Source organism: Sulfuritalea hydrogenivorans sk43H (assembly GCF_000828635.1).
In the GTDB taxonomy this organism is placed as follows: domain Bacteria; phylum Pseudomonadota; class Gammaproteobacteria; order Burkholderiales; family Rhodocyclaceae; genus Sulfuritalea; species Sulfuritalea hydrogenivorans.
Genome location: NZ_AP012547.1, coordinates 2,091,611 through 2,112,570, shown reverse-complemented (window position 1 = coordinate 2,112,570; position 20,960 = coordinate 2,091,611). Strand labels below are relative to the sequence as shown.

Below are 20,960 nucleotides of genomic sequence, written 5' to 3'. Positions count from 1 at the left end.
TGAAGGCGGAGTGTACCCGCCAATGCGCCGCTTGCCGGATTTGATGCGAAAGTTACGGTCCGCATCGGTGCCGAAAAATTGCGGGTTCTGTCGCATAATCCGCTTGAGCAGAACGCGTGTGTTGCGACAGCATTTACGGCGTCTTTACGGAAAGCAGCGAAGCATGTTTGGTTTAATCAAGCGCCTTGTTGGAAATCAGCCTGCCGTAAAAATCAACGAGGACCCGTTCGGGCGCGACAGGAAGCCGCCGGATCCCGCGGCGCCGCTATTCACCGCCCCGTCGCGCGAAACGCCGCCGATCGTCCTGCAGCGCGATGAAATCATCGACGCCAAAACGCGAATCGGCGGCTACCGGTTTGCGGTGCATGTTCCCGATTCGCCGCATGAGCCGAATCCGCGTGCCACGCTCGAAGCCTTGCGCGCCGCCAATGTCGCCGCCTTCGCCGAACGGCGGATGGCGCTGATTCCGCTGCCGGCAGCGCACTGGATCAGCCTGGATTTCACTTCCCTGATCGGCCCGCATACCGTGTTTCTGCTGGATTCGCCCGAGGCGTCCCTGCCGCGGGAGCGCTGGCGCGAAGTTGCGCTGGCGATTCGTGCGGCCGGCGCCCGGGTGGGCGTGACGGGAACCGGCCATTCGGGCGATCGCGACCTGATCCTCGAGTGCGCCGATCTTGTGCTGATCGACTTTTCCGCCTACTCGCTGCCCGGCCTCGAGCGCGCATTGACTGGCTTCAAGACCGAGTTTCCGCGGCTGCAGCGGGTAGTCGAGAACGTCGACGGCTGGCCGGAGCGCCGGCTGTGCGTTTCGCGCGGCGCGGATTTTTGTCTGGGGTCGTTTGCCACGGCCGCCGACGAAGAACAGCAGACGGGGGAAATCAGCCAGAGCCGGCTGGTCCTGATCGAGATGCTCAATCTGCTGCGCACGGATGCCGACCTGTCTGATATTGCAAAGGTCGCCAAGCGCGATCCGGGTGTGGCGGTGAAAGTGGTGGCCATGGCGAATTCGCCGATCATGGCGCGGGAGAATCCGGTGAGCGGGATCGACCAGGCGATCATGATCCTGGGCCGCGAACAGCTTTATCGCTGGCTGTCGCTCGCCATGTTCCGCGCCGGCGCGAATTCGCCGCGCGACGAGGTGCTGCTCGAACTCGCGCTGGCGCGGGGCCGCTTCCTCGAACTCGTGGGGCAGGGAAAGTACGGCAAGCGCGAGTGCGACGAGCTGTTCCTCGTCGGCCTGCTCTCGATGCTCGACAGCCTGCTGGGCGTGCCGATGGCCAAGGTCGTCGAACGCATCCATCTGTCGGCGGAGATCAAGGACGTGCTGCTCAACAGCGCGGGGCCCTTCGGCCGTTACCTGATGCTGGCGATCGCCGTGGAGAAGGGGCGCGTCGAGCAGACATCGCGCCTTGCCGAGCAGACGGCGATTCCCCTCGATGAAATCGAGAGGGCCTCGGCGGAAGCGCTGGAGTGGGCGGAGAGCGCGGCGCGCCTCAGCCAGTGATTGAATTGCGGGGCCTCGAGCAGCTGCCTTCGCGGATACTCGGCTGACCGGCGCGGGCGTCTTGCCGAGCGGCCAGGCTACTTCGCGGCCGGCGCGCCCGGGTCGTCGGCCTTGGGCGCCGGGTTCAGGCACTGCCCCTGCTTTTCAAGCCAGTTGACCACGTTGCCGACCACCACCACGCTGCCGGTCACCACGGCCGAGGCCGCCGATACCACGCCGGCGGCTACCAGGCCGGCCACACAGCCTTCGTCGCGGCAGCCCATCAGGCTTCCGACCTGGTAGGGCTGCATGGTCATCTTGCGTTCGTAGACGCCGCACTTTTCGTCGTAGCGGATGGTGGTTTCGGGCAGATAGACGCAGCCGCCCAGCAGCAGCATCACGAGGGCAGGGCCGAGCCGACGGCGGGCGAGGCGGTTCATCGCGCTAGCCGGCAATGCCGTCGTAGACCAGCTTGGTGCCGGCTGCCAGCAGCGTCCAGGCCGTGACGAGGTTGAAGCCACGCATGTCGATGGCGTGCAGCAGGCGGTAGCCGACGAAGTAGCCGAGCGGGATCGCCGGCGCCAGCAACAGCGAAACGCCGAGATTCGACAGGTCGAGCAGGCCGAGTTGGGCATAGGGGCCGAGCTTTGAAAAATTCACCACCGAAAAGAAGATTACCGTGGTACCGACCAGGCGCATCTTGTCCATGTTCTGCGGCATCAGGTATTGCATGATCGGCGGGCCGCCGGCATGCGAGACGAAGCTGGTGAAGCCGGACAGCGCGCTCCAGAAAATGCCCGGCCTGAGAGTCGGCGCTGACGGTACGGCGATTGCGACAGCGCGCGCGGCGCGGAAGCGGTCGAAGGCGAAGGCCAGCGCCTCGATGCCGATCAGCAGGCGTATCCAGCGCGCATCGACGTGGCCGAAGGTCAGCCAGCCGAGCGCGATGCCGAGCATGGCGCCGGGCAGGATGATGCGCAGGTTGGCCGCGTCGCCGCGTCCGCGAAACACCACCAGGCCAATGGCGTCGATGATCAGCAGGATCGGCAGCATCACCGCGGCGGCGAAGGGCGGTGCCACCACCAGCGCCATCAGCGGTACGCCGAGGCTGCCCGCCGCGCCGCCGAAGCCGGCCTTGGACATGCCGACCAGCAACGTGGCGAGAATCGCCAGCAGCCAGAAGGCGAGGGGCAGTGTGGTGGCGTGCTCGAACATGGGGGGCCTCTGCGCCGCCCGGGCGGCTCAGCGGAAGACGATATGGCGAAGGATACCGGTGCCGGCCCTGGGATGCAGGATAAATCCGGTGCCGGCGGCGGCCGGCCTCGCGGCGCTGCTCACAGCAGCTCGACCACCCATTGCGTCACCGTCCCGGTGGCGTGGGCGCATTTCCTGCCGCGGGCGTCGTCGAAGGCCTTGTATTCCCCGGCATCCCACATGTCATAGGTGCGGCCGGTGAATTGCTTTTGCAGTTCCTGGCAGGTGACGCCGCCGAACTCGGCGCGGAAGCGTTCGGTGAGTTCCCTGGCCTTCTTGAAGTTGTTGATGTAGCGGCCGCGGTCGAGCTTGTCGCGGTCGCGCCCGTACTTTGCGCTCAAGGCCATGAGGCCGCCGCTGAGCGCACCGCAGATGCCTTCGCCGATCAGGCCGCCACCGCCGGAGAGGCCGTGGCTGGCCTTGATGGTCTGGTCGTCGACGATGCCGACGGTTTCCTGCACGGTGGCGAGCACGCATTGCGGGCAGCAGCCGTAATCGAGTTCGTACTTGAGGGCTTTGTCGTAGGCCTGCTCGCCGAGCGTAGGCGCGTCCTTGTCCATGGCGATCTCCAGTGCATTAGTTTTATCTAATATACTCCGACCGCCGCATGCAATCCAGCATGATCGGCAATGTCTCATCCACAGGAAAAGGAAGTTCGCCGATGGATCAGGAAACCCGCTGGAACACGCGCTACCGGGATGCCGGCGAGGACTATCTGTTCGGCACCGAGCCCAACCGCTTCCTCGCGCATCGCGCCGGGCTTTTGCGTGACGGCCGCACGGCGGTGTCGGTGGCCGATGGCGAGGGGCGCAACTCGGTCTGGCTGGCCGAGCAGGGGCTGGAGGTGACGGCCGTCGAAATTTCGCCGGTGGCCGTGGAAAAGGCGCGCCGGCTGGCGGCCGGACGCCAGCTGGAGATCCGCTTTCTGCTGGCCGACATGCTGGCGCCGGACTGGCCGCCGCACGACATGCAGAATGCCTACGACTGGGTGATCGGCGTCTTCATCCAGTTCGTCGGCGCCGCCGATCGCGCGCGGCAGTTCGCGGCCATGAAGCAGCTGGCGCGGCCGGGCGGACGAATCCTGCTGCAGGGCTATACGCCGAAGCAGCTCGATTACCGCACCGGCGGGCCGGGCGATCTCGAAAACCTCTACACCCGGGAAATCCTGCTCGAAGCGTTTGCCGACTGGGAGATCGAGGAACTGGTCGACTATGAGGAAGAGATTGCCGAGGGCAAGGGCCACAAGGGGCGCTCGGCGCTGATCGGCATGGTGGCGCGCAAGCCCGGATGACCCCTGTGGGTCGGGTCACGTGTCGCCGCCCACTCCGAGGCTGACCCGAACCAGCTGCGGAATGCTTTCCGCCTCCAGCTTCGCCATCATGCGCGCCTTGTGCACTTCGACCGTACGCACGCTGATGCCGAGCTCCTCGGCGATCTCCCGGTTGTGGTGGCCGGCGATGACAAGGTGCATGACTTCCCGTTCGCGCGGCGTCAGTTCCTCGATGCGGCGCAGGAAGCCTTCCCGCCGACGCTGGCTCGTGAGGTCGGCGGTTTGCCGGGCATAGGCTTCGTCGATGGCCTGAACCAGGCGATCCTCGTCGAGCGGCTTCTCGAGAAAGTCGACCGCGGCCGCGCGAAAGGCCTCCCGCGCGGAGCTGACGTCGCCATGGCCGGTGATGATGACCACGGGTATGGCGCAGCCTCGTGCCTGCAGTTCCCGCTGCAGCGTCAGGCCATCCATGCCGGCCATGCGGATGTCGATGATCAGGCAGCCGTGCCAGTCGGGGCGCAGTGTGCCGAGGAAGCTCGCCGCGTCGGCGAAGACCGAGGTGCGGTAGCCGCGCAAGCCGAGCAGCAGGCCGAGGGCGTCGCGCACCGAGGCGTCGTCGTCGATGATGAATACGGTGTTATCCATGGGTTCGCATGCTCCGCTTGTCCAGTGGGAGGGTCAGCCGGAAGCAGCCGCGCCCGCCGATATCGGCGGTCAGGCTGCCGCCGTGCGCTTCGGCGATGGCGCGGCTGATGGCGAGGCCGAGGCCGAGCCCGCTCGACTTGGTTGAGGCGAAAGGCTCGAAGATCTGCTCGGCCAGCGCGGTCGATATGCCCGGTCCGTTGTCGGCCACTTCGATGACAATATCCCCACCTTGGCCGGCATCGGCGCTGAGGATCACGCTGGCCTGCGTATTGGGCGCCTCCGCGACGGCTTCGAAGGCATTCGCCAGCAGGTTGCGCAATACCACTTCGATCTGCAGGCGGTCGGCGTTGATGGCGACTGCCGGCATGTCGCGCACGGTGAACTCGATCCCGGCCTCGGCGGCCTTGGCGCGGAATGGCGCCGCCGCGCCTTCGACCAGTTCGGGCAAGGGGATGCGCTCGAGTCGGGTCGCGCCGGTGCGGAAGAAATCCCGCAGGCGCCGCACGACTTCGGCGGCCCGTCCGGCTTCGTTGATCATGCGCTGGATGACGTCGCGCAGCTGATCCGCATCGGCGCCGCGCGCCAGCAGGTGTTTGCCGGCCGAGCCGTAAGCCGCCAGCGCGGCCAGCGGCTGATTCAGTTCATGCGCCAGGGCGCCGGCCATTTCGCCCGCGGCGGCCAGCCGCAGTGAAAGGCGCAGTTCGGCTGCCGCGCGGCGCTGCTCGTCGACCGCGATGCCGATCAGGAAGCCCACGAGAGCCAGCAGGAACGCGCGCATTTGCAGTTCGAACAGCGAGATTTCCTCGGAATGCTGCAGCAGGCCGGCGACCAGCAATCCAATTTGCAGCGTCGATACGCAGAACACCGCGCCGGCCACGCCCTGGCGCGACGCCGCCCAGACCACCGGCAGGAACAGCACATAGAAGTAGCGGAAATTCGCCTCGGCGCCGGGCACGAAGGCGACCCACAGCGCCAATAGCGTCAGCGCGGAGTAGGCCAGCGTCTCCCAGCGCAGCAGGATGGTTCGAAACAGCACCCGGCGCGGCGCATCCTGCAGCCACCACAGCAGGGGCATGGTGACGAAGATGCCGACGCCGTCGCCGACCCAGAAGCGCATCACGGCGTCGCTCCAGTAGCTCAGGGGCAGCAAGTCGGTGACCAACAGCGCCGTGATGAACAACAGGCTGTTGAGCAGCGAACCGAAGATGACGATGGCCGACCAGGGCAGCAGGCCGGCACGGTCGCCGAACACGCCGCCATCGGGAAAGTATCGCTTCAGGGCCCACGCCATCGCGGCGTATCCGGCCGTGAGGGTGGCGCCCAGCCACAGGGTGATCGGGAGACTGCCGGGGACATTGCGCACGAAAATGTCGCTGGCGACGATGGCGATGAACAGGGCAAGCACGCCGCTGCGACCGTGGCGGACGACGAACAGCAGGCCGAGCGCCGGCGCGGGGTTCCACGGCGTGACGTTGAGATGCTTGAGTGGCAGGATGAAGCTGGCCCAGTCGAGCAATACGTACAGCGCGACGAAGATCGCAAACCGTGCGGCAGTGCTCAGATTGTCGAACAGGCGGAATGCCAAGCGTGATTCCTTTCGGGTTTCGCCGGCATTGTCGCCGATTCGGGGAGCAAGGGCATCGCGCGATGCCCTACGGGTTTCCCTTATCACAGCCGCTGATGCCTGTGCCGACAGACCTTCGGGGCCGCCGACGGCGTCGGCTTCCCGTACGTGATGGCCCGAATTTTCAGCAGGGCGATTGATGCCTACCATGCTTCGCGTGAGTACTGCGATCGCCATGCCTTCGGAGGCCGTCCCGCCGCCAACCGCCGTTCGCCATGCGAAGGTGCGGCGGCTGTTGATTCCCGTGAAGAGCGCGAAGGATGCGGGGCACGCAGTTGCCTACGCGATCCGCCGACGCGCCGAGGGCTTGGGCATGGCGGTGTGCCTGTTGCATGTCGAAGAATCGCCAACGCAGTGGCAGGCGTTGTCGGCCAATGCCGAGGCACGGGCCGTGAAGCGGCGGCGGGCCGACCATATATTCGCGCCGGCCATGCGCATGCTGGAAGGTCTCGACATCGAATTTGCCGCCTATGTCAGATCGGGGCCGATCGTGTTCACGATCCTCGATGCAGCCGAGGAACTGGCCTGCGACGAAATCGTCGTGCCGGAGCCCGGCAGAGGGGTTTTCAGTTTGCTCTCGCGCCGGGTCGTGCCGGTGCTGATGGCCCGGCAACGCTCCGCACGACTGGTGGCGGTTACGAATGCCGGCGTCGCCGTGTCGTGAGGACATGACGCATTTTTGACAGTTTCTCGTGAGGAGAGGTTCGGGCGGATTCGGTGAAAGCTGTTTCCGCCCGTTTTTTCCGGCCCCGTGCGCGGCTGACGGCTGAAGAGTCGACGCCGGCGGGACGGCGTCGGTGCAGCCATTTGTGCGGAAGCAGACCCTGATGCGACTTTCCCTGCGTTTTGTCTTGCCCTTGATCCTGGTGCTGACCGGCTTTGCCTACGCGGTGTCGCCGCTGGTCGATCGGATGATTCTGCGCTGGTTCACGCGCGATCTGGACATTCGCGCGGTACTGATCGCCAACACCATCAGCGAGCCCCTGTTCGAGCAGCTCGCTGCCGGACGCAAGGCGAAAATCGGCGAGTTCTTCGTCCGCATCACCCAGGACGAGCGCCTGTATGCGATCGGCTTCTGTCCCGGCGGCGAAGGTAGTGCCGTTGCCTCCAAATCCATGCCGGCCGAAGTGCGCTGCAACGATCTGGAGCGCTGGCCTCCGGGTGGAGAGAACGCATTGCCGAGCAAGCGCGGCCCGCTGCATGTGTCGGTCCAGCCGATGGCGAACGAGGCCTATCCGGCCGGCAAGCTGGTGCTGGTACACGACCTCAGCTTCGCCACGCGGCGCAGCGAGGAAACCACGCGCTACATTTTCCATGCCTTCATCGGCCTCGCCGTCATCGTCTCGCTGTTGACGGTGGTGATCGCCCAGCTTTCCTGGCGCGGCTGGCTGGCAGGGATGCGCTCCCTGCTGCGCGGCGAAGGCCTGCTGCGCGACCCGGCCGCGGCGGCGAAAATGGGCCTTCCCGAATTTCGGCCGATTGCCCGCGATCTGCAGCGCCTGGTGCGCGACCTCGAAGCGGAGCACCGCGCGCGCGACGAATCGCAAATGGCCTGGACGCCGGAAACCCTGCGCGCGATCCTGCATGGCGAATTGCGCGGCGACGACGTCATCGTGGTATCCAACCGCGAGCCTTACATCCACCAGCGCCGCGGCGAGCGCATCGAGGTGCAGCAGCCTGCCAGCGGGCTGGTGACGGCGCTGGAACCGATCATGCGCGCCTGCTCCGGCACCTGGATCGCCCATGGCAGCGGCTCGGCCGATCGCGAGGTGGTCGATCGCCATGACTGCGTCGGCGTCCCTCCCGAAAATCCGGCCTACAAGATACGCCGGGTCTGGCTCAGCGCGGAGGAGGAGGCCGGCTACTACTACGGCTTCGCCAACGAAGGGCTGTGGCCGCTGTGCCACATCGCCCATGTGCGCCCGATCTTCCGTTCGTCGGACTGGGCGCATTACGTCGCGGTCAACCGCAAGTTCGCCAGGTCGGTGGTCGCCGAGGCGCGCACGAAGAATCCGATCGTGCTGGTGCAGGATTACCACCTGGCCCTGCTGCCGCGCATGATTCGCAAGGAAATGCCGGAGGCTACGGTGATCACCTTCTGGCATATTCCGTGGCCGAATCCGGAGTCCTTCGCCATTTGTCCCTGGCGCCAGGAGATACTCGCCGGTATGCTCGGCAGCAGCATCCTCGGCTTTCACACCCAGTTTCACTGCAACAACTTCGTCGATACCGTGGATCGTTTCATGGAAGCGCGGGTGGATCGGGAGAACTTCACCGTATCGTTTGGCGGAAAATCCACCGCGGTGCGGCGTTACCCCATCTCGGTCGACTGGCCGCCCGATCCCGCCTTGCTGGCAAAGCCGGTCGAACAGTGCGCGGCCGACATGCGCGCATTGAACAACTTTCCCGCAGGACACAGGTTCTGCATCGGCGTCGATCGACTCGACTATACCAAGGGAATACTGGAGCGCTTCCGTGCCGTCGAACGACTGCTGGAACTCAATCCGGAATGGATAGGCAAGTTCAGCCTGATTCAGGTGGCGGCGCCGACGCGCTCCAGCATCGACGAATATCAGAGCCACGAGGCCCAGGTGCGGGCACTGGCGATACGCATCAACGAGCGCTTCGGCCGCGGCGGCCGCGACCTGCCCCTGCCGATCGTGCTCAAGGTCGAGCATCACGACGCCGGCCAGGTCTACGAATACTATCGCGCGGCGGATTGCTGTTTCGTCAGCAGCCTGCACGATGGCATGAACCTGGTGGCGAAGGAATTCGTCGCGGCGCGCGACGACGAGCGCGGCGTGCTGATCCTGTCGCAATTCACCGGCGCCGCGCGCGAACTGCCGGAGGCGCTGATCGTCAATCCCTACGATACCGACCAGTGCGCGGCGGCCCTGCATCTTGCGTTGACCATGCCGGTCGACGAGCAACGAAATCGCATGCGCCTGATGCGCGGCCTGGTCGCCGAATTCAATGTTTACCGCTGGGCCGGCCGCATGCTGCTCGACGCGGCGTCGATGCGTCAGCGCAGCCATCTGGTGGAAACTGGGGGCGGCGCCGCATGACAAGCGGGCATATCAGGCGGCCGCCGGACACGGAGATCGACTGGGCATTTTTCCTCGATGTCGATGGCACGCTGCTGGAGATTGCCGACCAGCCGTCGTTTGTACATGTGGATACGGAGCTGCTGGAACTGGTTGCGCAACTGCATCAACTGACCGGCGGCGCGGTCGCCCTGATCAGCGGACGCTCCATTTCCAATCTGGAAGAACTGCTCGGCGCGCTGCGCCTGCCGCTGGCCGGTCAGCATGGCCTGGAACGACGCGACGCCGCCGGGCGTCTGTGGATTCATGCCGCGCCACCCGAGGCCAAATGCGCGATCAGGGAGGCGCTGCTGCCGGTGCTGGCCCGTCACTCCGGCCTGCTGCTGGAGGACAAGGGGCTCACGCTGGCCCTGCACTACCGGCGGGCGCCGCACCTGGCCGCCTATGCCCATCGGCTGATGGCGCAACTGATGAAGGAAGCCGGAGGCGGGCTGGAACTGCAGAAGGGCAAGTGCGTGATCGAACTCAAGCCGGCTGGCATCGACAAGGGCACGGCTGTGGCCGAATACCTGACGGAGTCGCCGTTTCGCGGGCGCCTTCCGGTGTTCATCGGCGACGATCTCAACGACGAACACGGCTTTGCCGAGGTAAACCGGATGGGCGGCATTTCGATCAAGGTCGGCAGCGGCCGGAGTGGTGCGGCGTATCGTCTGTCCGGCGTCGCTGCGGTACGGCGCTGGCTGGGCGGCGCATTGAAAGGACGGCAATGAACAACCTTGACCTGGCAATGATCGGCAACTGCACGGTGGGCGCGCTGATCGATGCGCGGGCGAAGATCGTCTGGGGCTGCTTTCCGCGCTTCGACGGCGATCCGGTGTTTTGCTCGCTGCTGAGAAATGCCGACGACTACGGTTATGCCGCAGTCGAACTGGCGGACTGCGAGCGTACCGAGCAGCACTATCTGGAGAACACCGCGATCCTGCTGACGCGGCTCCACGACTGCCATGGTGGCGGGGTGGAAATCACCGATTTCGCGCCGCGCTTCGGCCAGTACGGGCGCATGTTCCGGCCGATGATGCTGGTGCGCCGCATCCGCCGCCTCGGCGGCAGCCCGCGCCTGACCCTGCGCCTGCGGCCCGCCTGCGATGACGGCGCCGCGCGCCCGGAGGTGACCTGGGGCAGCAACCACATCCGCTACGTGGCGCCGGGGCTCACGCTGCGCCTGACGACGGATGCCTCGCTAACCGCCATCCTGCAGGAAACCCCGTTCTTCCTCGAAGATACCGTGACCCTGTTGCTTGGCGCCGATGAGAGCGTGCATGAGGCGGCGGGCGAGGTCGGCCGGCGTTTTTTCGAGGAGACGGCCCAGTACTGGCGCGAGTGGGTGCGCTTCCTTGGCATTCCCTACGAGTGGCAGGAGGCGGTAATTCGCGCTGCTGTCACGCTCAAGCTGAATGCCTTCGACGACACCGGCGCCATCGTCGCCGCGATGACCACCTCGATACCCGAGGCGGCCGGCAGCAGCCGCAACTGGGACTACCGCTACTGCTGGCTGCGCGACGGCTATTTCGTGGTCAATGCGCTGAACCGGCTCGGCGCCACGCGCAGCATGGAGCGCTACATCGCCTACATCGTCAACGTCGCGGCAAATGCGGCCGGCGGAGCGCTGCAACCGGTGTACGGCATCGATGGCCGCGCCGACCTCGCCGAACGGGAAGTCGATGCGCTGCCAGGCTATCGCGGCATGGGGCCGGTGCGCATCGGCAACCAGGCCTATCGCCAGGTCCAGCATGACGTGTATGGCTCGGCCATCCTGGCGGCGACGCACATCTTCTTCGACCAGCGCCTGACCCGGCGCGGCGATGAGGCGCTGTTTCATCGCCTCGAAGCTTTGGGCGAACAGGCGCGGCGTTGCTACGACCAGCCCGATGCGGGCCTGTGGGAGTTGCGCGGCAGTGCCCGAGTGCACACCTTCTCGGCCGTGATGTGCTGGGCGGCCTGCGATCGCCTCGGACGCATCGCCGCACGCCTCGGACTGGCCGAACGTGCGGCGTACTGGTCCGAATATTCAAAGCAGATGCACGAGACGATCAGCCGGCGCGCATGGAACAAGCGGCGCAACGCCTTCGTCTCGACCTTCGACGGCAAGGCGATGGACGCGAGCCTGCTGTTGCTGGCCGAAGTCGGCTTTCTCGACGTTGCCGATCCGCGCTTTGCGGCCACCGTTGCCGCCGTCGAGAAGGATCTGCGCCACGGCGACTTCATCTTCCGCTATGTCGAAAAGGACGATTTCGGCAAGCCGGAAAATGCCTTCCTGGTGTGCACCTTCTGGTACGTCAATGCCCTGGCGGCGCTGGACCGGCGCGACGAGGCGCGCGCGCTGTTCGAGCGCCTGCTGGCCTGTCGCAATCAGCATGGCCTGCTGGCCGAACACATCGACCCGAAGACCGGTGAGCAATGGGGAAATTTCGTACAGACCTACAGCATGGTGGGCTTGATCAACGCCGCCATCCGCCTGTCGATGCGCTGGGACCAGGCCTTTTGAGGCGCGATGCTCAACGGCCGCCGGCGATCCAGTCGACAGCTGCGAGCAGGGCGACTTTCAGGTTTCCGGCAGCGGATTCCGACAAGGGTTCACCGAGCTCGAAGCGTTCGCCGCGTATCGCCAGCAACCAGCAGGGCGGCGGCTCGCCGTCGTCGATGTCGACAAAGACCTTGAGCACGGCCTGCGGGCTCATGGCGTGGGTTGTGAAGCTGGCGTCGCGCGCTGCTTCGATGCGGACCAGAGAGCAGGGTGCGACGGCATCGAGGCTGGCGTCGACAAACAGCACGCGGCGGCGGCCCTGCAGGTCGAGCGCATGTTCCACCTGCAACTGGAAATCGGTCAGGCATTCGACTGCGCCCCATTCCGGATGGCGTGCCGCCAGTGCGGTGAAGTGCTCGACGAACAGCGGCCCCAGCGCATCGTCGCCGCGACTGGGGTTGCCCCAGCCGAAAACCAGCGTCGGCGCGGTCAAGCGGTAGAACCAAAAAGTCTAGCCGCAGAGGCACAGAGGCGCAGAGAAAGGCAACGCAGAGAAAAAGCTCCAGGTTTTCCTCTGCGTTTGCTCTGCATCTCCGCGCCTCTGCGGTGAGTCGATTTCCTCACGCTCAAACTTTCCGGGTGAGCCCGCGATGGTCTCGCGTGGCTTCGTCGATCACCGTACCGTCAGCGCCGACTATTGCGGCTTCGAGCGGCATCTGGCCCAGTGCATGCGTGGCGCAGGACAGGCAGGGGTCGAAGGCGCGGATCGCGACTTCGATGTGGTTGAGCAGGCCTTCGGTGATCTCGCGTCCGTTGAGGTACTTCTTCGCCACTTCGCGCACCGCCGTGTTCATCGCCTGGTTGTTGTGCGTGGTCGACACGATCAGGTTGGCGCGGATCACCTGGTCGTCTTCATTGACGCGGTAGTGGTGGATCAGCGTGCCGCGCGGCGCTTCGATGACGCCGACGCCGCGTTCCTGGCGGGTTCCGGTGGCCATCAGGTCGTGGCCGCTGATGTCGTCGTCGTGCAGCAGGTCCTTGATGCTCTCGGCGGCGTGCAGCATTTCGATCATGCGTGCCCAGTGGTAGCCGAGCGTGGCGCCGGCTGCGCTGCCGCCGTCGAAGGCCATGAATTCCTCGCGCGCCTTGTCGGCCAGCGGTGTCGCGATGCTGTCGCAGAGGGTGACGCGGGACAGCGGGCCGACGCGGTAGGAGCCGTCGTCCGGCCCCAGCGACTTGAAGAAGGGGAACTTCATGTAGGACCAGGGCTTGACGTCCTCGGCGATGACATCCCAGTAGCGGCCGTAATCGAAATGGTCGAACAGGGTCTTGCCGTCGATGTCGCGCGCGCGCAGGCCGCCGTGGTAGAGGTCCATCGCGCCGGAGGGCGACACCAGGCACATGCCGGCGGAGCGGAAGCGGCCGAAGTCGTTGTATTCGACGAGGTTCTGCTCGAACAGGCCGCGGATCATGCCGACCGCCTCGCGGGACCAGGCCACCATCTGGTAGATGTCTTTCAGCAGCTCGGCGCGTTCTTCGGCCGACAGCGATTTGTTCACGCCACCGGGAATCGAGCCGGTGCCATGCACGCGCTTGCCGGCCGTCATGCGGATCACTTCCTGGCCGTACTTCCTGAGCAGTACGCCCTTCCTGGCGATCTCGGGATGCGCGGCGATGACGCCGACGACATTGCGCGCGGCGACGTCCGAACCGAAGCCGAACAGCAGGTCGGGTGAAGAAAGATGGAAGAAATGCAAAGCATGCGATTGCAGAATCTGGCCGTAGTGCATCAGGCGGCGATTCTTTTCGGCGGTCGGCGTCAGTTGCTTGATGCCGAGCATCATGTCCAGCGCCTTCGAGGCGGCGAGATGGTGCGAGACCGGGCAGATGCCGCACAGGCGCTGCACCATGACCGGAACTTCCCAATACGGGCGGCCCTGGATGAATTTTTCGAAGCCGCGGAATTCGACGATGTGCAGGCGCACCTGGTGCACCTTGTTGTCGTCGTCGAGCAGGATGGTGACCTTGCCGTGGCCTTCGACCCGCGACACGGGATCGATGGCGACGCGGCGCAGTTTTTCGGGGGAGAGGGCGGTTTCGAGTTCGAAGCTCATGATGATTTCTCAGTCGTAATGCAGCAGGCCGTGGCCAATGTTCGGCGTGCGGCCGGCGAGCAGGTCGGTCAGCAGCTTCCAGATGGCGTCGGCGGGTGGCGGGCAGCCGGGCAGGAAATAATCCACTTTCACCACTTCGTGGATCGGATGCACCTTGTTCAGCGGCAGCGGCAGTTCCGGATCGTTGGGTATTCCGCCATGGGACATGTCCGCTCCCGTCTGATACACCTCTTCGAGGATGTCGCGCAGGTCGAGGTGGTTGCGCTGCGCGGGCAGGCCGCCGTTGATGGCGCAGGCGCCCAGGGCCAGCAGCACCTTGCAGTTCTTGCGGAACTCGCGCAGCACATGCACGTTCTCGGCGTTGCACAGGCCGCCTTCGATGATGCCCAGGTCGCAGGGGCCGCAGGTCTTGATGTCGGTCAGCGGCGAACGGTCGAACTCGACCAGCTCGACCAGCTTCAGGATGCGCTCGTCGATGTCGAGGATGGACATGTGGCAGCCGAAGCAGCCGGCAAGGCTGGTGGTGGCGACGCGCAGCTTCCTGGCGACGGGTGCGGCCTGGCTGGTGGGGGCGTTCATGATGTGGTTTCCTTGACCTGTCCGCTGATCGGCGCCTTGTCGTAGGTGCGCTCGCCGATCGGCACGGCAAAGCCGCGGCGCTTCTTCAGGATCACGCCAACCGGGCAGACGCTGGCGGCACGGTCGGTGACGGCGAAATCGGTGTCGCCTAGTTTCCCGCTCTCGCTGCTGACATGCACGCGGCGGCCGAGAATGCCGCGCCCGCCCATGTAGAAGATGCTCTTGCCGTCGACGTCGCGTGACGCGGAAACGCACAGCGAACACATGATGCAGCGGTTGAAGTCGAGCAGGATGTCGGGGTGCGAGGCATCCACCGGGCGGTCGGGGTAGAACATGTCGAAATGCGGCGACATCATCTTCAGTTCGTAGGCGGTGGCCTGCAGGGCACAGTCGCCGCTTTTCTCGCAGGACGGGCAGAAGTGGTTGCCTTCGACGAACAGCATCTGCAACAGCGTTCGGCGCTTGTCGTCGAGTTCGGCCGTGCGGTTTTCGACCTCCATGCCGGCCTGCGCCTCCATGGTGCAGCTTGAGCCGAAGCGTCCATTGACCTTGACCGTACACAGCTTGCAGGAGCCGTTAACCTGGAAATCCGGATGCCAGCACAAGTGCGGAATCCAGGTGCCGTTTGCGGTCGCCGCCTGGATGACGGTCTGTCCCGGCGTGAAGGGAACTTCCTTGCCGTCGATATGGAAGGTGTTGGTCGCGGTCATGCTTCGGCCTCTTTTTGCAAATGCGCTGAAAAATGCGCGGCGTCGTCGTCGCGGCCGGTCATCTGCCGCGCTTGCGAAAGTGCCGCGTCGAGATCGAAGGCCGGTTCGTAATTGAGCGACATGAGCCGGCGTTCGTAGGCGGGACGGAACTTGTTGAGCGTGTCGAACATCGGGTTGCAGGCGCTGTTGCCCAGCCCGCAGTGGCTGGCGCCCTGCATCAGCCGGTGCAGCTTGAACAGTTCGTTGATGTCGTAGGGCGAGCCGTGGTTGCGCGCGATCTTGTCCATCAGGTTGCGCACCAGCGTGGTACCGACCCGGCATGGGGTGCAGAAGCCGCAGGACTCGTGGGCGAAGAAGTGGGCGAAGTTGCGCGCCACCTCGAACATGTCGCGGGTTTCGTCGAAGGCCATGAAGGCGCCCGCGGTGGGGATGTCCTCGAAGGCGATCCGGCGGCCGAATTCGGCTTCCGCCAGGCAGATGCCGGAAGGGCCGGAGACCTGCACGGCCTGGGGATTCCAGGCGCCGCAGTCGTCAAGCACCTGCCGTACCGTGACGCCGTAGGGATATTCGTAGATTCCGGGGCGTTCGCAGTCGCCGCTGACGGAAAGGATCTTGCTGCCGCTGGATTTTTCGGTGCCGTGCCGCAGATACCAGGCGCTGCCGTGGGTGGCGATCAGGCAGGCCGCCGCCAGCGTCTCGACGTTGTTCACCGTGGTCGGCTGGTCGAGGTAGCCGTGGGTGACGGGGAAGGGCGGGCGGATGCGTGGCCGGCCGGGCTTGCCTTCGAGCGACTCGATCAGCGCCGATTCCTCGCCGCAGATGTAGGCGCCGGCACCGAGGTGGATTTCGATGTCGAACTCGAAAGGCGTGCCGAGGATGTTGCTGCCCAGCAGTTTCGCTTCGCGCCGTGCCGCCAGCGCCGACTCCAGGGGTTCGAGCAGGTAGCGGTACTCGCCACGCAGGTAGAGCAGGCCCTTTTTCGCGCCCACCACCAGGCCGGCGATGCTCATGCCCTCGAATACCAGATCGGCATGGGAAGTCAGCAACACGCGATCCTTGAAGGTGCCGGGTTCGCCTTCGTCGGCATTGCAGACGACGTAATGCGCGGCACCCGCTCCATGTCCCGCGGCATTGCGGCAGGCCTCCCATTTGAGGCCGGTGCCGAAGCCGGCGCCGCCGCGGCCGCGCAGCTTCGCATCCTTGATCTCGGCCAGCATCTTTTCCGGGCCGCGTTCCAGCGCCGCCGCCAGGGCCTGGCCGGGAACCAGGCCGTGATCGAGCAGGATGCCCTTGCGCCGGATGTTGTCCTCGACCGCGAACCATGCCGCCGGCCATTCGGCGACGGGCGCTTCCTTGCGGATCAGCTCGATCATGTCGTCGACGCGGGAGGGCGTCATGCGCGTGATCGCCCGGTAGTTGACCAGCAGCGCCGGCCCCTGGTCGCACATGCCGGTGCAGGACGTGGTATCGACGCTGACCAGTCCGTCTTCGGAAACCCGCCCCGGTTCCAGCCAGAGCTTCTTGCACATGGCGTCCATCAGGTCGGTATTGCCCAGCATGCGGTCGGTGATGTTGTCGCTCCACAAAACGCGGTAGCGGCCCATCGGCCGGGTGTGGAAGAAGCTGTAGAAATCGGCGGTGCCTTCGACCCTGGCGCGCGGCCAGCCAACCGTCGCCGCCACGCTGGTCAAGGTTTCGGGAGCCAGCCAGCCAAGTTGTTCCTGTATCTCGCGCAGAATCTGCATCAGGCGCGTGCCGTCATGATGGTGGCGGTCAAGGACAGCAGCAATCACATCGATATCGGACATGGCGAAACCCCAAAAAGAGATGCTCTGTGCATTGCAGCATAGCGCGCCCGTGTTACAGGGATTTAATCTGGGTCAACGTTTCGCCTGCCCGGCCAGCCTTACGCAATATCTGATACATCATGGATAATCATCATTTATCATGTCTGAAGAAATTTTCATGCCGCTCTGCTACGATTTGGCCTTGTGCGCAGTGGGCATTGGGAACTGCAAACCATGATTCGACGCGAGGGTGGTTCGATGGGCATCGACCTTGGGTATCAGGAAGGAAACATGGAATTTTCCGATTCATGACCGATGCCCGCGCGTCCGACGACCAGCGCTTTCGCCACTGCCTCGAAATCCAGCGGCGGGTAAGTTCCGTGCACGACCTCGGCCGCCTGGCCCAGGTCGTGATGGGCGAGGTGACGGCCCTGCTGGGAGCCGACCGCAGCACCTTGTTCCTGTTCGACCGGGACACCATGGAGTTGCGCGCGAATTTTGCAGAGGGCGTCGAAGGGCGCGCGCTGGTGGTGCCGCTGCGCATGGGGATTGTCGGCACCGCGATCCTGCGCCGCGAGCTCACCAACGTATCCAACGCCTACGCCTCGCCGTATTTCAATCCCGAGGTCGATTCCATACTCGACTATCGCACCGAAAGCCTGCTGGTGGCCCCGTTGCTGGCGGCGGACGGGCATATCCTGGGCGGGCTCGAACTGCTCAACAAGATCACCGGCCGCTTTACCGCCGAAGACGAGGTAATGATCAGGCAGACGGCGGGACGGCTGGCCAAGTGGGTCGAGAATGGCGATATCTATCCCGCCGGGGTCGAAGCCGAGGTGATTGCCCTGCGCAATACCGTGGGCTGCGATCGCGGCACGGTGTTCGTGCTGGAGGAGGGCAGCGGCCGGCTGGTGGCGATCCACGCCGATGGCGGCGACGGGCGCTCGATTTCGCTCAACATGAAACTCGGCATCGCCGGCCTGACCGCCGTGACGGGACGCAGCATCCGCATCGACGAGGCCTGGGAAGATTCGCGCTTCGACCGCAGCGTGGACCAGCGCACCGGCTACCGCACCCATTCGATGCTGTGCGTGCCGCTGAAAAGCACCTCGGGCGAATCGCTCGGCGTGGTGCAGGCCATCAACAGGCGCGGCGGGCTGTTTTCCGATGACGATCTGGCGACGCTGGAGGCGGTGGCCGGCATTGTCGCCATCGCCATCGAGAATGCCATGATGTTTGCCGAGCAGGAGCGCCAGTTCCACAGCATGCTCGATGTCCTGGCGGCGTCGATCGATGCCAAGGACGGGCTGACCGCGGGCCATTCGACCAACGTGGCGCTGCATGCGGTGGCCATCGGCCGCGAACTCGGCTTCAACATCGAGGAGCTCGACCTGCTGCGGGTCGCGGCGGTGCTCCACGATTACGGCAAGATCGGCGTCAGCGACAGCGTGCTGAGGAAGGAAGGTCCCTTCGACGACGCCGAATTCGACGAAATGAAGCGGCATCCCGCTCTGACCGAAGACATCCTGACGCGCATCCATTTCACCCGCAAGTATCGCAATGTGCCGCTGATCGCCGCCTCGCACCACGAGCGGCTTGACGGCAGCGGCTATCCGCGCGGTTTGACGGAGCGCGAAATTCCCTTCATGTCGAAGATACTGACGGTCGCCGATGTCTTCGAGGCGCTGACGGCGGATCGCCACTACCGCAAGAAAATGAGCGTCGAGGATGCGCTGTCGATACTCGATGCCGGGGCCGGCACGCGTTTCGACGCCCACGTGATTGCCGCCTTGCGGCGCTGCCTTGGCGTGCCGGAGCCTCTGGTGGCGAAAGCGCCTCCGCTCGAGAACTATCGCTCCGGCAAATAATGGCGTACGACAGCCCCTTTGCCGCGCTGGGCAACACCCACGACACTGGCGAGGTGGAGGCCCAGGTCGGCGCGATCGTTCATGCGTTCGCGCCGGCCCATGACCTGAAACGGATTGCCGGCGCCTTTCGCCTGCTGGACAAAGCCTTTGCCGGCGGCTTGTCCGGCTACCAGAATCTGAAGACGCTGTATCACAACCGCGGCCATACCAACGAGGTGGTGCTGTGCGCCGCGCGCATGCTGCACGGCATGCATCTCGCCGGCCAGGGGCTCGATGCCGACCACATCGACGCCGCGCTGATCGGCGCCCTGATGCACGACATCGGCTACCTGATGAAGGATGAGGAAGCCGGCGGCACCGGCGCCCAGTTCACCGATACCCACGTGTTGCGCGGCGTCGAGTTCACGCGCACGCATCTGGCCGATCTGCCGCCGGGCGTGCTCGACGCCACGACCCGGGTGATCCTGTTGACCGATCATCGCACGCATCCGGATTCGATCGGGTTCGACAACCTGCAACAGCAGCGCGCCGCCTATGCCACGGCCACGGCCGATCTGATCGGCCAGATGGCGAATCGCGAATATCTGGAACGCCTGTTGCTGCTCTACTTCGAACTGCAAGAGGCGCGGATCGGCAATTTCCTCGACGTCCATGACCTGCTGGAAAGGACCTCGAACTTTTATCGCGGAACCAGGACGCGGCTTGACCAGGACCTGGACGGCGTTTCAATCCATCTGATGCAGCATTTCGGCCGGCAGCAGGGTGCCGAACGAAATTTCTACGCGGAGTCGATAGAGCGCAATCTGGAGTACCTCGAACGCGTGACAAAAATGGAACGCCAACGCCGGCTGGATTACCTGAAGCGCGGCGGCGTGGTGGAACAAGTGCTGGCGATGAAAGGCGAAAACTGAAGTGGAACGCATAACGATTTCTCTCGATGCCGACCTGGCCGCCGAGTTCGACCGGCTGATCGCCGAGCGCGGCTACCAGAACCGTTCCGAGGCGGTGCGCGACCTGCTGCGGGCACATCTGGAACAGGCGCGCCAGAAGCGTGGCGAGGCGACCCATTGCGTCGCCAATCTTTCCTATGTTTATAACCACCATGAGCGCGACCTGGCCGAGCGGCTTACTGCCCTGCAGCACGGCCAGCACGACCTCACGGTGGCCACCCTGCATGCCCATCTCGACCACGAGAACTGCCTTGAAAGCGTCATCCTGCGCGGGCCGACGGCCGCGGTGCGCAAGTTCTCCGATGCGCTGATCGCCGAGCGCGGCGTGCGCCACGGCCAGCTCAACCTGATCGACGTCGAGGTCGATGCGGGACGCGAGCATCATCACGGCTATACGCCCGCCGGCCGCAGTCGCGGTCATGTGCATCTGAAGCCAAAAACCTGAGCTGTATGGCGGTACCCGATCACCTCGTGCTCGCCGCGCGCGATCTCGATCGCGGCACCGCGTGGCTGGAGCAGCGGCTCGGCGTGGCACTGGCTCCGGGCGGGCGCCACGTTCGCATGGGCACGCACAATCGCCTGCTCGGCCTTGGTGACGATTTCTACCTCGAACTGATTGCGATCGATCCGCTGGCGCCGCCTCCCGGCCGGCCGCGCTGGTTCGGGCTCGATTCGCCGGAGGCCCTGCCGGAAGATCGTCCGCGCCTGATCCACTGGGTCGTGCGCAGCGACGACATCCGGCGCGATGCCGCCGCGAGTGCCGAGGCGCCGGGCGAGATTCTGCCGATGGAACGCGGCGATTTCCGCTGGCGCATCACGGTGCCGCCCGATGGTCGCCTGCCGGGGAGCGGGCTGGTGCCGACCCTGATCCAATGGGATGTGCCGTTTCATCCGGCGGCGCGACTGCCCGATGCCGGCTGCCGGCTGATGAAGCTGGAGGGCTTTCATCCGCAGCCGGCGCGCATCAAGGCCGTGCTGGACAGCCTCGGCGTAGGCGCGCGGCTTGACGTACATCCCTGTGCGCTCGATGAAGCCGCCGAGCTTGTCGCCTATATTCGCACGCCAACGGGTCTGGTCGAGCTCGACTGAAACGCCGCGAGTCGGCGCC

Annotated in this window: 20 protein-coding genes; 10 read left to right on the top strand and 10 right to left on the bottom strand. The window is 65.1% G+C overall.

Annotated elements, in window-relative coordinates; genetic code table 11:
• Positions 1-163 precede the first annotated feature (163 nt).
• Complete coding sequence (locus SUTH_RS10245) at positions 164-1,504, top strand: EAL and HDOD domain-containing protein (RefSeq protein ID WP_041099032.1); 1,341 nt, start codon at positions 164-166, stop codon at positions 1,502-1,504.
• 77 nt (positions 1,505-1,581) lie between these two features.
• Here SUTH_RS10245 and SUTH_RS10240 read toward each other — a convergent pair whose 3' ends face one another.
• The 3 genes from SUTH_RS10240 to SUTH_RS10230 form a co-directional block, all read right to left on the bottom strand.
• On the bottom strand, positions 1,582-1,923 hold the full coding sequence (locus tag SUTH_RS10240) for a hypothetical protein (RefSeq protein WP_052473525.1): 342 nt from the start codon (positions 1,921-1,923) through the stop codon (positions 1,582-1,584).
• Positions 1,924-1,927: 4 nt separating this feature from the next.
• Complete coding sequence (locus SUTH_RS10235) at positions 1,928-2,698, bottom strand: sulfite exporter TauE/SafE family protein (protein WP_052473524.1); 771 nt, start codon at positions 2,696-2,698, stop codon at positions 1,928-1,930.
• A gap of 119 nt (positions 2,699-2,817) precedes the next feature.
• On the bottom strand, positions 2,818-3,297 hold the full coding sequence (locus tag SUTH_RS10230; protein ID WP_041099031.1) for a C-GCAxxG-C-C family protein: 480 nt from the start codon (positions 3,295-3,297) through the stop codon (positions 2,818-2,820).
• 101 nt (positions 3,298-3,398) lie between these two features.
• On the opposite strand from SUTH_RS10230, the gene SUTH_RS10225 reads away from it, so the two are divergent.
• Positions 3,399-4,028, top strand: coding sequence for an SAM-dependent methyltransferase (locus SUTH_RS10225; RefSeq protein WP_041099030.1), 630 nt, complete (start codon positions 3,399-3,401; stop codon positions 4,026-4,028).
• Positions 4,029-4,043: 15 nt separating this feature from the next.
• Here SUTH_RS10225 and SUTH_RS10220 read toward each other — a convergent pair whose 3' ends face one another.
• Together SUTH_RS10220 and SUTH_RS10215 are read right to left on the bottom strand one after the other, a co-directional pair.
• On the bottom strand, positions 4,044-4,652 hold the full coding sequence (locus tag SUTH_RS10220) for a response regulator transcription factor (protein ID WP_041099029.1): 609 nt from the start codon (positions 4,650-4,652) through the stop codon (positions 4,044-4,046).
• Positions 4,645-6,237 (bottom strand): ATP-binding protein, encoded by a 1,593-nt coding sequence (locus SUTH_RS10215; RefSeq protein WP_197539571.1) that lies wholly within the window; start codon positions 6,235-6,237, stop codon positions 4,645-4,647. The genes SUTH_RS10220 and SUTH_RS10215 overlap by 8 nt, the downstream gene beginning before the upstream one ends.
• A 178-nt stretch (positions 6,238-6,415) precedes the next feature.
• Between SUTH_RS10215 and SUTH_RS10210 the strand changes: the two genes are divergently transcribed.
• The 4 genes from SUTH_RS10210 (at position 6,416) to SUTH_RS10195 (ending at position 11,865) form a co-directional block, all read left to right on the top strand.
• The gene (locus SUTH_RS10210) at positions 6,416-6,940 is read left to right on the top strand and encodes a universal stress protein (RefSeq protein WP_084207560.1); all 525 of its coding nucleotides are present in this window, start codon (positions 6,416-6,418) and stop codon (positions 6,938-6,940) included.
• Between the two features lie 163 nt (positions 6,941-7,103).
• On the top strand, positions 7,104-9,341 hold the full coding sequence (locus SUTH_RS10205; RefSeq protein ID WP_041102171.1) for an alpha,alpha-trehalose-phosphate synthase (UDP-forming): 2,238 nt from the start codon (positions 7,104-7,106) through the stop codon (positions 9,339-9,341).
• Positions 9,338-10,090 carry a trehalose-phosphatase gene (gene otsB / locus SUTH_RS10200; RefSeq protein ID WP_052473523.1) on the top strand — a complete coding sequence of 251 codons (753 nt, stop codon included), beginning with the start codon at positions 9,338-9,340 and terminating at the stop codon, positions 10,088-10,090. Before SUTH_RS10205 ends, otsB begins: the two co-directional genes overlap by 4 nt.
• On the top strand, positions 10,087-11,865 hold the full coding sequence (locus SUTH_RS10195; protein WP_041099027.1) for a glycoside hydrolase family 15 protein: 1,779 nt from the start codon (positions 10,087-10,089) through the stop codon (positions 11,863-11,865). Before otsB ends, SUTH_RS10195 begins: the two co-directional genes overlap by 4 nt.
• Before the next feature lie 10 nt (positions 11,866-11,875).
• On the opposite strand, the gene SUTH_RS10190 is transcribed toward SUTH_RS10195, so the two are convergent.
• From SUTH_RS10190 to SUTH_RS10170, 5 genes are all read right to left on the bottom strand, one after another.
• Entirely contained in the window at positions 11,876-12,337 is a 462-nt protein-coding gene (locus SUTH_RS10190) for a hydrogenase maturation protease (RefSeq protein WP_041099026.1), read from the bottom strand.
• Between the two features lie 133 nt (positions 12,338-12,470).
• On the bottom strand, positions 12,471-13,958 hold the full coding sequence (locus SUTH_RS10185) for a Ni/Fe hydrogenase subunit alpha (RefSeq protein ID WP_041099025.1): 1,488 nt from the start codon (positions 13,956-13,958) through the stop codon (positions 12,471-12,473).
• 9 nt (positions 13,959-13,967) lie between these two features.
• Entirely contained in the window at positions 13,968-14,537 is a 570-nt protein-coding gene (locus SUTH_RS10180) for an NADH-quinone oxidoreductase subunit B family protein (RefSeq protein WP_041099024.1), read from the bottom strand.
• A complete protein-coding gene (locus SUTH_RS10175) occupies positions 14,534-15,247 on the bottom strand; it encodes a 2Fe-2S iron-sulfur cluster-binding protein (RefSeq protein ID WP_041099023.1) in 714 nt (237 codons plus the stop codon). The genes SUTH_RS10180 and SUTH_RS10175 overlap by 4 nt, the downstream gene beginning before the upstream one ends.
• Complete coding sequence (locus SUTH_RS10170; protein WP_041099022.1) at positions 15,244-17,055, bottom strand: NAD(P)H-dependent oxidoreductase subunit E; 1,812 nt, start codon at positions 17,053-17,055, stop codon at positions 15,244-15,246. The genes SUTH_RS10175 and SUTH_RS10170 overlap by 4 nt, the downstream gene beginning before the upstream one ends.
• A gap of 287 nt (positions 17,056-17,342) precedes the next feature.
• Between SUTH_RS10170 and SUTH_RS18460 the strand changes: the two genes are divergently transcribed.
• Genes SUTH_RS18460 through SUTH_RS10150 form a run of 4 tightly spaced genes read left to right on the top strand, consistent with a single transcriptional unit; the run spans position 17,343 to position 20,941 of the window.
• On the top strand, positions 17,343-18,902 hold the full coding sequence (locus SUTH_RS18460; RefSeq protein ID WP_052473522.1) for an HD domain-containing phosphohydrolase: 1,560 nt from the start codon (positions 17,343-17,345) through the stop codon (positions 18,900-18,902).
• A complete protein-coding gene (locus SUTH_RS10160; RefSeq protein WP_041099021.1) occupies positions 18,902-19,813 on the top strand; it encodes a hypothetical protein in 912 nt (303 codons plus the stop codon). The genes SUTH_RS18460 and SUTH_RS10160 overlap by 1 nt, the downstream gene beginning before the upstream one ends.
• Before the next feature lies 1 nt (position 19,814).
• On the top strand, positions 19,815-20,297 hold the full coding sequence (gene nikR, locus SUTH_RS10155) for a nickel-responsive transcriptional regulator NikR (protein WP_041099020.1): 483 nt from the start codon (positions 19,815-19,817) through the stop codon (positions 20,295-20,297).
• 5 nt (positions 20,298-20,302) lie between these two features.
• Entirely contained in the window at positions 20,303-20,941 is a 639-nt protein-coding gene (locus SUTH_RS10150; protein ID WP_041099019.1) for a VOC family protein, read from the top strand.
• Positions 20,942-20,960 lie beyond the last annotated feature (19 nt).

What these genes read in the sequence shown, in the direction of transcription:
- SUTH_RS10205 (WP_041102171.1), top strand. Translation starts at nt 7,104, where the DNA reads ATGCGACTTTCCCTGCGTTTTGTCTTGCCCTTGATCCTGGTGCTGACC.
- SUTH_RS10235 (WP_052473524.1), bottom strand. Translation starts at nt 2,698, where the DNA reads ATGTTCGAGCACGCCACCACACTGCCCCTCGCCTTCTGGCTGCTGGCG.
- SUTH_RS10210 (WP_084207560.1), top strand. Translation starts at nt 6,416, where the DNA reads ATGCCTACCATGCTTCGCGTGAGTACTGCGATCGCCATGCCTTCGGAG.
- SUTH_RS10225 (WP_041099030.1), top strand. Translation starts at nt 3,399, where the DNA reads ATGGATCAGGAAACCCGCTGGAACACGCGCTACCGGGATGCCGGCGAG.
- SUTH_RS10180 (WP_041099024.1), bottom strand. Translation starts at nt 14,537, where the DNA reads ATGAACGCCCCCACCAGCCAGGCCGCACCCGTCGCCAGGAAGCTGCGC.
- SUTH_RS10150 (WP_041099019.1), top strand. Translation starts at nt 20,303, where the DNA reads ATGGCGGTACCCGATCACCTCGTGCTCGCCGCGCGCGATCTCGATCGC.
- SUTH_RS10195 (WP_041099027.1), top strand. Translation starts at nt 10,087, where the DNA reads ATGAACAACCTTGACCTGGCAATGATCGGCAACTGCACGGTGGGCGCG.
- SUTH_RS10220 (WP_041099029.1), bottom strand. Translation starts at nt 4,652, where the DNA reads ATGGATAACACCGTATTCATCATCGACGACGACGCCTCGGTGCGCGAC.
- SUTH_RS10170 (WP_041099022.1), bottom strand. Translation starts at nt 17,055, where the DNA reads ATGTCCGATATCGATGTGATTGCTGCTGTCCTTGACCGCCACCATCAT.
- SUTH_RS10185 (WP_041099025.1), bottom strand. Translation starts at nt 13,958, where the DNA reads ATGAGCTTCGAACTCGAAACCGCCCTCTCCCCCGAAAAACTGCGCCGC.
- otsB (WP_052473523.1), top strand. Translation starts at nt 9,338, where the DNA reads ATGACAAGCGGGCATATCAGGCGGCCGCCGGACACGGAGATCGACTGG.
- SUTH_RS18460 (WP_052473522.1), top strand. Translation starts at nt 17,343, where the DNA reads ATGACCGATGCCCGCGCGTCCGACGACCAGCGCTTTCGCCACTGCCTC.
- SUTH_RS10160 (WP_041099021.1), top strand. Translation starts at nt 18,902, where the DNA reads ATGGCGTACGACAGCCCCTTTGCCGCGCTGGGCAACACCCACGACACT.
- SUTH_RS10240 (WP_052473525.1), bottom strand. Translation starts at nt 1,923, where the DNA reads ATGAACCGCCTCGCCCGCCGTCGGCTCGGCCCTGCCCTCGTGATGCTG.
- SUTH_RS10245 (WP_041099032.1), top strand. Translation starts at nt 164, where the DNA reads ATGTTTGGTTTAATCAAGCGCCTTGTTGGAAATCAGCCTGCCGTAAAA.
- SUTH_RS10230 (WP_041099031.1), bottom strand. Translation starts at nt 3,297, where the DNA reads ATGGACAAGGACGCGCCTACGCTCGGCGAGCAGGCCTACGACAAAGCC.
- SUTH_RS10175 (WP_041099023.1), bottom strand. Translation starts at nt 15,247, where the DNA reads ATGACCGCGACCAACACCTTCCATATCGACGGCAAGGAAGTTCCCTTC.